This is a genomic window from Pseudonocardia kongjuensis, assembly GCF_039526905.1.
Classification (GTDB): domain Bacteria; phylum Actinomycetota; class Actinomycetes; order Mycobacteriales; family Pseudonocardiaceae; genus Pseudonocardia; species Pseudonocardia kongjuensis.
In genome coordinates this window covers 67,942-81,729 of the sequence record NZ_BAAAJK010000059.1, presented here as the reverse complement: position 1 = coordinate 81,729, position 13,788 = coordinate 67,942, and the positions used below count along the sequence as shown (strand labels likewise).

The window sequence follows — 13,788 nt, the reverse complement described above, 5'->3', positions numbered from 1 at the left end:
GGGCCCGCCGTCGCGCGGCGGCCGGGCGGCCGGTGCCCGGTGCCGACGACCGGGCGGCGACCGCCGCCCCGAGGTCCGCGGCGGCCGCGGCGAAGGCGGGATCGAAGAACAGGAAGCTGAGCAGCTCGGCGCCGTGCGTGAGATCGGTGTCCGGCACGGCCCCGCCCACCAGCCGTTCCAGCACCAGCAGCGGCGGGTTGCGCAGCGCCCGCAGCCCGCCGTACTCACGGCGGCGGATCTCGGCGGCCAGCTCGGCCAGCTCGGTGGCCCGGTCCGCGGGCGGCCCGGCGAACCAGGCGCCGATCCGGGCGTGCCTGCCGTCGGCGCCCCGGTCGATCTCGGCGTTCACCGCGCGCAGCGTGCGCAGGTCCTCGGTGACCCCGGCGCCCAGCACGATCCGCAGCGCGAGCGCCGCGACCGCGTACACGTCGGGCACCCGGTCCGGCGGCGGCGCCACGTCCGGGCACGGCGCCGCCGGCGTCGTCGCGACCACCCCGATCCGGTCGGCGCCCAGCCGCAGCGCCGGCTTCAGCGGGGTGTTCAGCCGGACCCCGCCGTCGACGTACCAGCCGGCGCCCGGGCCGTCGATCCAGCGCGGCGCGAACAGCACCGGCACCGCCGCCGACGCGAGCAGATGGTCCGGGGTCAGCCGGGTGCCGACGTAGCGGATGTCGCGGCCCGGATCGTAGGGCGGGAGCGCGACGTCCGGCCCGTGCTCGACGAACACGACCGTCCCGCCGGTCCCGGCCGCGGTGCAGGCGACCCCGACGGCGTCGACGAGCCCACCGGCGACGGCGTGGTGCAGCCGGTCCCAGTCGACGACCCGCTCGACGACCGGGCGCAGCCGGTCCGCGTCGAGCAGCCGGGTCACCCGCTCCGGCAGCCCGACGGCGCGGCGCAGCGCGGACGGGACGCCCAGCAGGTCCCCGGCGTAGGCGACACCGGCCTCCAGCGCCGACGACGGCAACGCGACCACGTCACCCGTCCGCACCGACTCCCAGCGGGCGACCAGCTCCGCCGCCGCGGCGTCGGGCCGGGTCCCGGCCAGACCGGCCAGCGCGGCCACGTTGAGCGCCCCGGCACTCGTCCCGACCAGCACCGACGGCGCCGACCATGCCCGCTCCAGCCGGGGCAGCAGCTCGGTGAGCGCCCCCGCCTCGTAGGCGCCGCGGGCGCCGGCGCCGGCCACCACCAGCCCGGTCCGTCCCGCCATCACGCGCCCCCTCGCCTCGGCCCCCGAAGCCAGGTTACCCGCGGGTCACCCCTCGTAGGCGGCCCGCAGCGCGGCCGTGTCCAGCTTGCCGTGGGTGGCGTAGAGGACCTTCGCGACGCGCCCCGCGGCGTCGGGGTCCGGGCCGTTCAGCCAGCCCAGCAGGCCCGGCGGCACGATCTGCCAGGAGAAGCCGAAGCGGTCCTTCAGCCAGCCGCAGGGCTGCGTCGTGCCGCCCTGCACCAGCGAGTCGTAGAAGTGGTCCACCTCGTCGGCGGTGTCGCAGTGCACCTCCAGCGAGACCGCCTCGCTGAAGGTGAACTCGGGACCGCCGTCGAGCGCGGTGTACTGCTGCCCGCCCAGCCGGAACGACACGGTGAGCACCTGCCCCTCCCGCTCCGGGATCTCGGGGCCGTAGTGGGTGATCTCGTCGATGCCGGAGTCCGGGAACACCGACGTGTAGAACCGGGCGGCCTCCTCGGCCCGTCCGTCGAACCAGAGGCAGGGTGTGATCGTCCGCATCGCGCGTCCCTTCGGCCGGGGGCGCCGACCGCCGGCGCCCCGTACCGTCACCGACCGGGGGCGGCCCGGGAACTCATCGGCCGGCCGGCCCCGGATCCCCGGCGCGCGGCACCGGGCGGACGTGCGCGGCCGCCGCGGTGGCCCGGTCGCGGGCGGTGGCGACGTCGTCGGCGGCGGCGACCGCGACGCCCATCCGGCGTCGCTCGCCGGCCGTCGGCTTCCCGAACAGCCGCAGGTCGGCGCCCGGGACGGCGAGCGCCTCGGCGACGCCCTCGTAGTCCGGCGCGGTCAGCTCCTGCCCGCCGTAGACGACCGCGGACGCGCCGGGGGAGCGCAGCGAGGTGTCCACCGGCAGCCCGAGCACGGCGCGCGCGTGCAGCTCGAACTCGCTGAGCCGCTGGGTCGCGAGGGTGACCAGGCCGGTGTCGTGCGGCCGCGGGCTGACCTCGGAGAACAGCACCTCGTCGCCGCGGACGAACAGCTCCACCCCGAACAGGCCGCGCCCGCCCAGCGCCTCGGTGATCCGGCCGGCGACGTCCTGCGCGGCCGCCAGCGCGGCGGGCGACATCGGCTGCGGCTGCCACGACTCGACGTAGTCGCCGTTCTCCTGGCGGTGCCCGACCGGCTCGCAGAACGCGGTGCCGCCGGCGTGCCGCACGGTGAGCAGGGTGATCTCGTAGTCGAACTCGACGAAGCCCTCGACGATCACCCGCGGGTTCGACACCCGGCCGGCGGTGCGGGCGTGCTCCCAGGCGGCCTCGGCGTCGCCGGCGTCCTTGAGCACCGACTGGCCCTTGCCCGACGACGACATCACCGGCTTGAGCACGCACGGCAGCCCGACCCGGCCGATCGCCGCCCGGACCTCGTCCAGGGTGTCGGCGAACGCGTACGGCGACGTCGGCAGCCCCAGCTCCTCGGCGGCGAGCCGCCGGATGCCCTCCCGGTCCATGGTCAGCTTCGCCGCCCGCGCCGTCGGCACCACGGTCGTCCCGGCGGCCTCGATCTCGACCAGCGCGTTCGTCGCGATCGCCTCGATCTCCGGGATGACCAGGTCCGGCGCCTCCTGCTCGATCAGCGTCGCCAGGGTGACCGGGTCGGTCATGTCGATCGCGTGCCAGCGGTGCGCGACCTGGTGCGCGGGGGCGTGCGGGTAGCGGTCGACGGCGACGACCTCGACACCGAGCCGCTGGAAGGCGATCGCCACCTCCTTGCCGAGCTCACCCGAGCCGAGCAGCAGCACGCGGGTGGGATCCGGGCCGAGCGGGGTGCCGATACGCATGGCTCCGGACCCTAACCGGGGTCGTCCGGCGCGCCGCCAGGGAACGGGCGCGAGGTCACACGTCCGGTTCATCCAGCGGCCGGCAGCCGCGCCGGATCAGGAGACCCGCGGCAGGAACCCGTCCGGCAGCTTCCCGGCCGCCGCGGCGTCGAGCAGCCAGCGGGTCCGCTCGGTCCCGCGGGCCCCGCCGACCGGCAGCTCGGTCTCCGGGGTCCCGGTCAGCGCACCCGCCACCGCGGGAGCCTTCCCGGCGCCCGCCGCGACCACCCACACCTCGCGGGACCGCCGGGCCGCGGCCAGGGTCAGCGAGATCCGGGTCGGCGGCGGCTTCGGGCAGTCGAACACCCCGACGACGGTGGCGGCCTGCTCGTGCACCGCCGGGGAGTCCGGGAACACCGACAGCGTGTGCCCCTCCTCGCCCATGCCGACCAGCGTCACGTCGAACGCCGGGATGCCGTCCTCCTCCGGGCGGGCCAGGTCCGCGAGCAGCCGCGCGTAGTCGGCGGCCGCCCGCACCGCGTCGTCGGCCGAACCGCCACCGGCCGGCGCGGCCGGCATCGGATGCACCCGGGCCGGGTCCAGCGCCACCCCGTCGAGCAGCGCCTCCCGGGCCTGGAGCTCGTTGCGCTCCGGATCGTCGGCGGGCACGAACCGCTCGTCACCCCAGAACACGTCCACCGCCGACCAGTCGACGGCGTCCCGCCCGGGGGACGCGGCGACCTCCCGCAACAGCTGGATGCCGACCCCGCCGCCGGTCAGCACGACCCGCGGCACGGTCCCGCGGGACTGGACGTCGGCCAGCGCCGTCAGCAACCGGGCCGCGGTCGCCGCTGCCAGCACCGCCGCGTCCGGATGGACGACGACCTGGATCTTCTCGCTCGGGGACACGCTCGCACCTGCCGGCATCTCAGACCTTCACGGGGGTTCGGCCGCGCGTCACCAGGGACACACCGGCCAGGGCTTCCTGGTACACCTCGTCCGGATCGAGCCGGCGCAGCTCCTCGGCCAGGCAGTCCGACACCTCGCGGCGGGCCAGCGCGATCAGCCGCTCCGGCTGGCCGGGCTGGGTCAGCCGGGCGGTGCGGCCGTCCGGCCGGGCCAGCTCCACGTCACCCGACGGCCGGTTCAGCCGGATCAGCGACAGGCCGTTCTCCTGCGCCGACGGGGACCGCTTCACCTTCACCCCGAGCGCCGACGCCAGCCAGCCCGCCATCAGCTCGGTCGACGGCGACACCGCCTCCCCGGCGACCACCGCACCCGTCACCTCGTCGTGCGGCGGGACGTCCAGCGCCGCCGCCAGCTGCGCCCGCCAGTGCGTCAGCCGGGTCCAGGTCAGGTCGGTGTCCCCGGGCGCGTGGTCCCGGCGGCGCTGCTCGAACGCCTTCGTCGGGTTCTTCGACGACAGCGCGTCGGTGATCCGGCGCTGGGCCAGCCTGCCCACCGCGTCCTCCGACGGGCTGGCCGGCGCCTCACCCGGCCACCACGCCACCACCGGCGCGTCGGGCAGCAGCAGCGGCATCACCATGCCGGCGCCCGCGTCCTCCGCGGCCAGCGCGCCGTAGCCGCGCAGCACGATCACCTCGCTCGCGCCGGCGTCGCCGCCGACCCGGATCTGGGCGTCCAGCCGGGCCGCCGCCCGGCGCTGGCCGCGGGCCAGCACGATCACCCGGCACGGGTGCTCCCGGCTCGCCGAGTTCGCGGCGTCGACCGCCCGCTCCAGGCTCGGCCCGTCGTCGGTCACGACGACCAGCGTGAGCACCCGGCCGAGCGCGAACACCCCGCCGGACTCGCGCAGCTCGACGAGCTTGCGGTTCACCGCCGAGGTGTTGCTCGACGGCAGATCGATGATCATGACGAGACCCCTCGTGGGTGGGAGACGGGCTGTGCCGATGCGGCCGTTCGCGGGCTCACGGGCTGTGCTGATGCGGCTGTTCGCGGGCTCACGGGCTGTGCTGATGCGGTCGTTCGCGGGCTCACGGGCTGTGCTGATGCGGCTGTTCGCGGGCTCACGGGCTGTGCTGATGCGGCCGTTCGCGGGCTCACGGCCGGCGCCAGTGTCGGCCGGTCCGCGCCAGCATCTCCGCCGACGAGTCCGGGCCCCAGGACCCGGCCGGGTAGCCGTCCGGCCCCTCCGCGGAGTCCGCCCAGAACTCGATCACCGGGTCGAGGATCTCCCAGGACCGCTCGACCTCCTCGTTCACCGGGAACAGCGACGGCTCGCCGAGCAGCACGTCCAGGATCAGCCGCTCGTAGGCCTCCGGGGACGACTCGGTGAAGGCGTTGCCGTAGCCGAAGTCCATCGTGACGTCGCGGACCTCCATCTGGTTGCCCGGCACCTTCGAGCCGAACCGCATCGTCACCCCCTCGTCCGGCTGCACCCGGATCACCAGGGCGTTCTGCCCGAGCTCCTCGGTCATCGTGGCGTCGAACGGCAGGTGCGGCGCGCGCTTGAACACCACCGCGATCTCGGTGACCCGGCGGCCCAGCCGCTTGCCGGTGCGCAGGTAGAACGGCACCCCGGCCCAGCGCCGGTTCTCCACCTCGTAGGTGATCGCGGCGAACGTCTCGGTGGTGGACCTCGGATCGAAGCCCTCCTCCTCCTTCAGCCCCGGCACCTGCTCGCCGCCCTGCCAGCCGCCCTCGTACTGGCCGCGGGCGGTGGTCTCCTCCAGCGGCAGCGCCAGCTTGACCGCCTTCAGCACCTTGATCTTCTCGGCCCGCAGCTCGTCCGACGAGAACGACGTCGGCTCCTCCATCGCGGTGAAGGCGAGCAGCTGCAGCAGGTGGTTCTGGATGACGTCGCGGGCCGCGCCGATCCCGTCGTAGTAGCCGGCGCGCCCGCCCAGCCCGATGTCCTCGGCCATCGTGATCTGCACGTGGTCGACGTAGTTGGCGTTCCAGATCGGCTCGAACAGCTGGTTGGCGAAGCGCAGCGCCAGCACGTTCTGCACGGTCTCCTTGCCGAGGTAGTGGTCGATCCGGAAGACCGAGTCCTCGGGGAACACCTCGTTGACGATCGCGTTCAGCTCCTTGGCCGACGCCAGGTCGTGCCCGAACGGCTTCTCGATCACCACCCGGCGCCACACGTCCGGGTCCTCCTGCGCGGACAGCCCGGAGCGGGCCAGCTGCTTGCACACCACCGGGAACGCGCTCGGCGGGATCGACAGGTAGAACGCGTGGTTGCCGCCGGTGCCGCGCTTCTCGTCCAGCTCGCGGACGGTGCGTTCGAGCTCGTCGAACGCGGCGTCGTCGTCGAAGGAACCCTGCACGAACCGCAGCCCCTCGGCGAGGCGGTCCCAGACCTCCTGCCGGAACGGGGTGCGCGCGTGCTGGCGGACCGCGTCGTGCACGACCCGCCCGAAGTCCTCGGTGTCCCAGTCCCGCCGGGCGAACCCGGTGAGCGCGAAACCCGGCGGGAGCAGGCCGCGGTTCGCCAGGTCGTAGATCGCGGGCATCAGCTTCTTGCGGGACAGGTCCCCGGTCACCCCGAAGATCACCAGGCCGCAGGGGCCGGCGATCCGGGGGAGGCGCTTGTCGCGGGGATCGCGCAGCGGGTTGGTACGGCCGCCGTTCGCGGTGGGCATCGCCCCTCCTGATGTGGGTACTCGACGGCTGGTCGCCGGGCTGGTCGGGATCAGTGGTCCGGCCGGGTCTCGACGGCACGGGCGAGCGTGACGAGGCCGGTCAGCCGGTCGGTCAGGTGCAGCCGCAGTACGGGGCGCCCCCGGCTGCGCTGCTCGCGGACGACCGCTCGGGCCTGTGCCGCGTGCAGGCTATCCAGTCCGGACGGTTCCGGCGCGGTACCCGCGCCGAACGGGTCATCCGGAGCAGCACCCGATCCGTCGGGATCGAGCCCGCCGCCGGTGAGGTGGCAGTGCACCGCCCGGTCCGGCCCGCCGGTGTCGCCGCTGCGGCAGCCCGGGGCCCAGCCGAACGCGACCGGCAGCCCGGTCCGCCCCGCGAGCGGGCCGCGCAGCACCGCGACCGACGCGTCGGACTCCGGATCCAGCCAGGCGGACACCGCCAGGTGACCGCCGTCGTCCGCGACCGCGGCCAGCGCGTCCAGCGCACCGGCGACGGTGTCCACACCGGACGGCAGCCAGCCGTCGGCGTGCACCGCGATCCCGCCGTCGACGAACGCCGGCGGGTCCTCCGGCTCGCCCGGATCGGGGGCGGGCAGGCCCGGCGCGAACGGGTCGGTCCGCCGCGCCCGCGCCGCCAGCGCCGCCGCGACCTGCCACAGCACGATCGTGGCGCCGGGCGGGGCGTCGGTGCGGACCGCCCCGCGCCCGGGCGAGGGCGCCGGGCCGGTGCCGTCGGCGTGCACGTCGACCACCGGCGGCGGCGCGGCCGGATCGGCGACCTGCGGGGCCGGGACGGGCGCGTCGGGACCGGTCGGGACGGCGGCCAGCCCGGCCGCGGTGAGCAGCGGCGCGAGCCACGCGGTCAGCGCGGGCGAGCGGTCGTCGTCGCGCAGCGCCAGCACCGAACCGCCGGCCGCGGCGAGCGCCCCGGCGAGCAGCAGTGCCGGGTTCTCCGGGTCGTCCTCGCCGAGCGTGGCGGCCGCCGGGACGGCCGTCGCCAGCAGCCCGGCGACGTCGGCACCGGCCAGACCGGCCGGGACCAGCCCGAGCGGGCCCAGCGCGCCGAACCGGGCCGGGACGTCCGCGTCCAGGGTCACCACCGTGACGCCGGCGCCGGGCGTGTCCAGCGGCGAACCGGGTTCGGTGAGGTGCACGGTGCGGCCGGTGAGGGCGTCCGCGCCGATCTCGTCGGCGAGCACCGACACCACCGCGTGCCGGACGGCGCCGACCACCGGATCGTCACCGGCCGGATCGGCGACCACGAGCACCGTCTCCGCAGGCTCCCGGGACAGCGCCTCGGCGACCTGCACCGGATCGGCGGAGTCCAGCGCGGTCAGCCGGGTGGTGTCCGGGGAGCCCGCGGCGACCAGCCGGGCCACCGCGACCGCGTCCGGCGTGCCGACCAGCAGCACCCGGTGCGCGCCGAGGACCGCGAACCGCTCGCGCAGCGCCGCGATCTGCCCGGTCAGCGGGCGGGACGCCCGGGCCAGCCCGGTCCAGCCGGTGCCGGAGCCGGGCACGGCCGGCCACACACTCGGATCGCCGTCGGCCACCCGGGACGCGACCGTCTCCTCCGCCAGGTCGCCGGCGATCCGGCGGGCCGCGGTCGAGAACGGCTCCCCGGCCAGCACCACCCGGACCGGGGCGGCCGGTGCCGGTACGGAACCGCCGGCGGCGGCGGAGCCGAGATCGGCCCCGTCGCCGCCGGGCGTGTCGGCCACCGGCTACCTGGCGGCGTCGAGCTGCGAGCGGACCGTGTCCTGCAGCTCGGTCCACGACTTCTCGAACTTGTCCACGCCCTCGTTCTCCAGGACGAGGTAGACGTCGTCGAGGTCGATGCCGACGCCCTCCAGGTCGGTGAAGACCTGCTGCGCGGCACCGGCGGTGTCGGTCACCTTGTCGCCGTCGACCTCACCGTGGTCGGCGAACGCCTCCAGGGTCTTCTCCGGCATCGTGTTGACGGTGTTGTCCACCACCAGCTCGGAGACGTAGAGGGTGTCCGGGTAGTCCGGGTTCTTCACCCCGGTGGACGCCCACAGCGGACGCTGCGCGTGCGCGCCCTTCGCCGCGAGCGCGTCCCAGCGGGCGCCGGAGAACGCGTCCCGGTAGGCCGCGTAGGCCAGCCGGGAGTTCGCGACCGCCGCCTTCCCGCGCAGCGCCAGCGCCTCGTCGCCGCCGGCCGCCTCCAGCCTGCCGTCGATCTCGGAGTCCACCCGGGACACGAAGAACGAGCCCACCGAGTGGATCGAGGCCAGGTCCTGGCCGTTCCCGACGGCCTGCTCCAGCCCGGTCAGGTACGCGTCCATGACGGCCTTGTACCGCTCCACCGAGAAGATCAGCGTGACGTTGACGCTGATCCCCTCCGCGGTGGCCCGGGTGATCGCGGGCAGGCCCGCCTCGGTCGCCGGGATCTTCACCAGCAGGTTCGGCCGGTCGACCGCCTTCCACAGGTCCAGCGCCTGGGCGACGGTCTTCTCGGTGTCGTGCGCCAGGCGCGGGTCGACCTCGAGCGAGACCCGTCCGTCGACGCCGCCGGTGCGCTCCCAGACCCCGGAGAACACGTCGCAGGCCTGCTGCACGTCGGCGACGGTGATCTCGCGGATCGCCGAGTCGACGTCCGCGCCGCGGGCCGCGAGCTCGCGGACCTGCTCGTCGTAGGCGGCGCCGTCGGACAGCGCGCCCGCGAAGATCGTCGGATTGGTGGTGACCCCGACGACGTGCTTGTCCTCGATCAGCTCCGCGAGGTTCCCGCTGGTCAGCCGCTCCCGGGACAGGTCGTCGAGCCAGATGGACACACCCGCCGCGGAGAGCGCGGCGAGACGATCGTTGCTCATGGTTGTCTCCTTGTGGCTCAGGAGTGGCTCAGGACGACTTCTCCACCGCGGCGAGCGAGTCCCGCGCGGCGGCGGCGACGGTCTCGCCGGTGAAGCCGAACTTCTCGAACAGGGTGGCCTGGTCGGCGCTGGCACCGAAGTGCTCGATCGAGACCGAGCGGCCGGCGTCGCCGACGTAGTCCCGCCACGGCATCGCGATGCCCGCCTCGACCGAGACGCGGGCCCGCACCGCAGGCGGCAGGACCGACTCGCGGTACCCGGCGTCCTGCGCGGTGAACCACTCGACACACGGCATGGAGACCACACGGGTTCCGACGCCGTCGGCCTCCAGGATCTTCCGCGCGGCGACCGCGAGGTGCAGCTCCGACCCGGTGGCGATGATCACAACCTGCGGGACGCCGGACGACGCCTCCTCCAGCACGTAGCCGCCGCGGGCGACGCCCTCGGCGGAGGTGCCGCTCAGCGTCGGCACGTTCTGCCGGGTCAGCGCGAACCCGATCGGGCCGTCGGACGGCCGCTCCAGGGCGGCCTTCCACGCGTAGGCGGTCTCGTTCGCGTCGCCGGGCCGCACGACCGACAGGCCCGGGATCGCCCGCAGCGCCGCGAGGTGCTCGATCGGCTGGTGGGTCGGCCCGTCCTCGCCGAGGCCGATCGAGTCGTGCGTCCACACGTACAGCGGGTTGGTCTTCATCAGCGCGGCGAGCCGGACGGCGGGCCGCATGTAGTCGGAGAAGACCAGGAAGGTGCCGCCGTAGGCGCGGGTCGGGCCGTGCAGCGCGATGCCGTTCAGCACCGCGCCCATGGCGTGCTCGCGGACACCGAAGTGCAGCGTGCGGCCGTAGGGCTGGGCGTTCCAGGTGCTGGTGGTGGCCGACTTCGGGCCGAACGAGTCGGCGCCCTTCATCGAGGTGTTGTTCGACTCCGCCAGGTCGGCCGAGCCGCCCCACAGCTCCGGCAGGACGTCGGCGACCGCGGCCAGCACGGCACCGGACGCCTTGCGGGTGGCCAGGCCCTTCTCATCGGTGTCCCAGTGCGGCAGGACGTCGGCCCAGCCCTCCGGGAGCCGCTTCGCCAGCAGCCGGTCCAGCAGCTGCTTGCGCTCCGGCTCGCGCTGCGCCCACTCGTCGAAGGTGCCCTGCCAGGTGTCGTGCGCGGCGCGGGAGCGCTCGCCGACCGAGCGGGTGTGCGCGAGCACCGCCTCGTCGACGTCGAACTCCTTGTCCGGGTCGAACCCGAGGACCTCCTTGACGGCCCGGACCTCGTCGTCGCCGAGCGCGGAGCCGTGTGCGGCGCCGGTGTTCATCTTGTTCGGCGACGGGTAGCCGATGACCGTGCGGAGCACGATGAACGACGGCCGGGAGGTCTCCGCCTTCGCGGCCTCCAGCGCGGCCAGGATGCCGCTGACGTTCTCGCCGCCCTCGACGACCTGCACGTGCCAGCCGTAGGACTCGTACCGCTTGGCGGTGTCCTCGTTGAGGGCGATGTTGGTGTCGTCCTCGATCGAGATCTCGTTGGCGTCGTAGATCACCGTGAGGTTGCCGAGCTCCTGCCGGCCGGCCAGCGAGGACGCCTCCGAGGTGACGCCCTCCTCGATGTCGCCGTCCGAGGCGATCACGTAGATCTGGTGGTCGAACGGGCTGGCGCCCTCGGGGGCGTCCGGGTCGAACAGGCCGCGCTCGCGGCGGGCGGCGATCGCCATCCCGACCGCCGACGACAGGCCCTGGCCGAGCGGGCCGGTGGTCATCTCGACCCCGCGGGTGTGCCCGTACTCCGGGTGCCCCGGGGTGAGCGAGCCCCACTGCCGGAGCTGCTCGAGGTCCTCCCGCTCCAGGCCGTAGCCGGCCAGGTAGAGCTGGATGTAGAGGGTGAGGCTGGAGTGCCCGGCGGAGAGCACGAACCGGTCCCGGCCGAGCCACTCGGGATCGGCCGGGTCGTGCTGCATCACGCGCTGGAACAGGGTGTAGGCCAGCGGGGCCAGGCTCATCGCGGTGCCCGGGTGACCACTGCCGCACTTCTGGACCGCGTCCGCGGCCAGGACCCGGATGGTGTCCACGGCCTTGCGGTCCAGGTCGGTCCAGTCGTCGGGCACGTGCGCGCGGGTGAGCGCGGCGACGGCGCTGTCCCCGGCGTGGGGGGACGTGGCGGTCTCGGACAAGGCGGTGGCTCCTGTACTCGCGTCGGCATCTGACGGTGCTGCCGTGGGCGGCTGGTCGGCGGGGGAGCGCGTCCGGCGACGCCGTCGGAGGACGCCGCCGCGTGCCGGCCCCGTTCGGGCCCGGTGCACTGCGACCCGGATCACCCGGTGGCATCGTCGCCACCCCCGGCCCGGCACACCCTACTGCGGACGCCGGGCCTGCGGGTTTGCCGACCGTCGCGGCACCGGGCCCGGTCACCCGACACGGGTGTACCCCGGCGCCCCGCACGGCATGCCACCGGTTAGCATCGACGCGCTGTAGAACGTGGCGCCCTGCTACCGCGAGCACCTCGGCTCTAGAGCCCAGCCCGAACACCGAGCCGAGCGAGGTACGAACAGGTGAGCGCACCCGCGTCGCGGCCGAGCCGGACCGTCGAGCCCGTCCCGCAGGACCGGATCGTCGCGCCCGCCGCGGACCGCCCGGGAGCCGAGGCCCCGGCCGCCGCCCCCACCGGACGGGTGGCCCGGATCCGGGCCACCGTGCTGGCCTACCTGGGCCTGACCAAGACGCGGATCATCGAGCAGCTGCTCGTGGTCACGGTGCCCGCGATGTTCCTCGCCCAGCGCGGGATCCCCTCGCTCTGGCTGATCGTGGCCACCCTGGTCGGCGGGGCGATGGCCGCTGCGGCGGCGCACGCGCTGAACTGCGTCGTCGACGCCGACATCGACAAGAAGATGCAGCGCACCGCGCGCCGCCCGCTGGCGCGGGGGCAGGTGCCCACCCGCAACGCGCTGGTCTTCGGCCTGGTGCTCGCCGCCGCCAGCTCGGTGTGGCTCGGGTTCACCACGAACTGGTTGGCCGCGGCGCTGTCGCTGGCCGCGATCGCGTTCTACGTGCTGGTCTACACGCTGGTCCTGAAGCGGCGGACCGCGCAGAACATCGTCTGGGGCGGCGCCGCAGGCTGCATGCCGGTGGTGATCGGCTGGGCCGCGGTGACCGGCACCGTCGAGTGGCCGGCGCTGGTGATGTTCGGCGTGATCTTCTTCTGGACGCCGCCGCACTTCTGGGCGCTGGCGATGCGCTACCGCGAGGACTACGCCGCGGCCGGGGTGCCGATGCTGCCGGTGGTCGCGCCGGCGCCCGCGGTCTCGGTGCGGATCGTCGTCTACAGCTGGGTGATGGTGGCCTGGAGCCTGCTGCTGCTGCCGGTGACCTCCTGGGTGTACCTGGCGGTCGCGCTGCTCGGCGGGGCGTACTTCGTGTTCCGGGCGCACCGGCTGCACGCCCAGGTCCGCGCGGGCGGCGAGGTGTCGCCGATGCCGCTGTTCCACCTGTCGAACATCTACCTGTGCGTGCTGTTCGCGGCGATCGCCGTGGACGCGGCGCTGGGCCTGCCGGTCCTGTTCTAGGAGCTCCCGGTCCCGCTGTACCGGCCCGGCGTCCGGCCGGTGGTCTCGCGGAACGCGCGGACGAAGGCGCTCGTCGTCCGGTAGCCGACGGCGTGCGCGGTCTCGGTGACGTTCGCGCCGCCCGCCAGGATCCGGACACCGGCCCGGATCCTGGCGTGCGTCCGCCACTGCACGTAGCTGAGCCCGGTCTCGGCCCGGAACCGGCGCAGCAGGGTGCGGCTGCTCCAGCCGATCCGCCTGCTCCACTGCTCGGCACCGTGCGTCTCCTGCGGGGCCTCGACGATCGCCCTGGCGACCTCGCACAGCCGCGGGTCCGCCGGCATCGGCAGGTCCGGCGGCCCGCCGTCGGCCGGTTCGACCGAGTCCAGCGCGACCTCCTCCGCGCGCCGCCGGGCCTGCGGTGTCAGATCGGTGCGCCCGAGGTGGGAGATCAGGCCGGTCCACGCCGGGCCGAGCCGGACGAGTGCGTGCCCGCGCAGCGGGACCGACGGCCCGGGCTCGACGAAGGTGCACCGGTAGCCGGTGCTCCCCGAGATCACCCCGCGGTGCGGGGTGCCGGCCGGGATCCAGATGCCGGCCCCGACCGGGACGACCCACATGTCGCGGTCGACCTCCACCGTGCGCGGGCCGGTGGTGCCCCAGATCAGCTCGTGGCACGGGTGCTGGTGCTCGCGCACCCGGACCGGGCCGGGCAGCGGGTCCACCGGCCGTGTCCACACCCGGTCCCCGGGACGGTCCGGTCGCTCCGCCTTGACGTGCACGCCGACGGTCAGGCACCGGTATCGGGAACGGGACAACATGTGTCCGATTATGAG

Annotated in this window: 11 protein-coding genes; 1 reads left to right on the top strand and 10 read right to left on the bottom strand. The window is 74.8% G+C overall.

All coding sequences use genetic code 11. The annotated features are described in order from the left end of the window. From ABD160_RS32195 to tkt, 9 genes are all read right to left on the bottom strand, one after another. The coding region (locus ABD160_RS32195) for a patatin-like phospholipase family protein (protein WP_344030157.1) at positions 1–1,213 on the bottom strand (1,213 nt) is incomplete at its 3' end. Between the two features lie 45 nt (positions 1,214–1,258). Then, positions 1,259–1,732: a VOC family protein gene (locus ABD160_RS32190; RefSeq protein WP_344030155.1), complete on the bottom strand. Its 474-nt coding sequence runs from the start codon at positions 1,730–1,732 to the stop codon at positions 1,259–1,261. A 73-nt stretch (positions 1,733–1,805) separates the two neighbouring features. After that, positions 1,806–3,011 (bottom strand): formate-dependent phosphoribosylglycinamide formyltransferase, encoded by a 1,206-nt coding sequence (gene purT / locus ABD160_RS32185; RefSeq protein WP_344030153.1) that lies wholly within the window; start codon positions 3,009–3,011, stop codon positions 1,806–1,808. A gap of 96 nt (positions 3,012–3,107) precedes the next feature. Beyond that, complete coding sequence (gene pgl, locus ABD160_RS32180) at positions 3,108–3,917, bottom strand: 6-phosphogluconolactonase (protein ID WP_425563700.1); 810 nt, start codon at positions 3,915–3,917, stop codon at positions 3,108–3,110. 1 nt (position 3,918) lies between these two features. Continuing rightward, positions 3,919–4,863, bottom strand: a complete 945-nt coding sequence (gene opcA / locus ABD160_RS32175; RefSeq protein WP_344030149.1) for a glucose-6-phosphate dehydrogenase assembly protein OpcA — start codon at positions 4,861–4,863, stop codon at positions 3,919–3,921. A 187-nt stretch (positions 4,864–5,050) separates the two neighbouring features. Beyond that, entirely contained in the window at positions 5,051–6,595 is a 1,545-nt protein-coding gene (gene zwf / locus ABD160_RS32170; protein ID WP_344030147.1) for a glucose-6-phosphate dehydrogenase, read from the bottom strand. Between the two features lie 50 nt (positions 6,596–6,645). Then, on the bottom strand, positions 6,646–8,316 hold the full coding sequence (locus tag ABD160_RS32165; protein WP_344030144.1) for a hypothetical protein: 1,671 nt from the start codon (positions 8,314–8,316) through the stop codon (positions 6,646–6,648). Between the two features lie 3 nt (positions 8,317–8,319). Further along, entirely contained in the window at positions 8,320–9,429 is a 1,110-nt protein-coding gene (tal, locus tag ABD160_RS32160; protein WP_344030141.1) for a transaldolase, read from the bottom strand. Positions 9,430–9,457: 28 nt separating this feature from the next. Further along, on the bottom strand, positions 9,458–11,584 hold the full coding sequence (gene tkt, locus ABD160_RS32155) for a transketolase (protein ID WP_344030138.1): 2,127 nt from the start codon (positions 11,582–11,584) through the stop codon (positions 9,458–9,460). A gap of 498 nt (positions 11,585–12,082) precedes the next feature. Between tkt and ABD160_RS32150 the strand changes: the two genes are divergently transcribed. Next, entirely contained in the window at positions 12,083–12,973 is an 891-nt protein-coding gene (locus ABD160_RS32150) for a heme o synthase (RefSeq protein WP_344030184.1), read from the top strand. Here the strand turns inward: ABD160_RS32150 and ABD160_RS32145 are convergent. Beyond that, positions 12,970–13,773, bottom strand: coding sequence for a helix-turn-helix domain-containing protein (locus ABD160_RS32145; RefSeq protein WP_344030135.1), 804 nt, complete (start codon positions 13,771–13,773; stop codon positions 12,970–12,972). The genes ABD160_RS32150 and ABD160_RS32145 overlap by 4 nt on opposite strands. Positions 13,774–13,788 lie beyond the last annotated feature (15 nt).

Excerpts from the sequence above, each read along its gene's own strand:
- ABD160_RS32190 (WP_344030155.1), bottom strand. The coding sequence starts at position 1,732 with ATGCGGACGATCACACCCTGCCTCTGGTTCGACGGACGGGCCGAGGAG.
- purT (WP_344030153.1), bottom strand. The coding sequence starts at position 3,011 with ATGCGTATCGGCACCCCGCTCGGCCCGGATCCCACCCGCGTGCTGCTG.
- pgl (WP_425563700.1), bottom strand. The coding sequence starts at position 3,917 with ATGCCGGCAGGTGCGAGCGTGTCCCCGAGCGAGAAGATCCAGGTCGTC.
- opcA (WP_344030149.1), bottom strand. The coding sequence starts at position 4,863 with ATGATCATCGATCTGCCGTCGAGCAACACCTCGGCGGTGAACCGCAAG.
- zwf (WP_344030147.1), bottom strand. The coding sequence starts at position 6,595 with ATGCCCACCGCGAACGGCGGCCGTACCAACCCGCTGCGCGATCCCCGC.
- tal (WP_344030141.1), bottom strand. The coding sequence starts at position 9,429 with ATGAGCAACGATCGTCTCGCCGCGCTCTCCGCGGCGGGTGTGTCCATC.
- ABD160_RS32145 (WP_344030135.1), bottom strand. The coding sequence starts at position 13,773 with ATGTTGTCCCGTTCCCGATACCGGTGCCTGACCGTCGGCGTGCACGTC.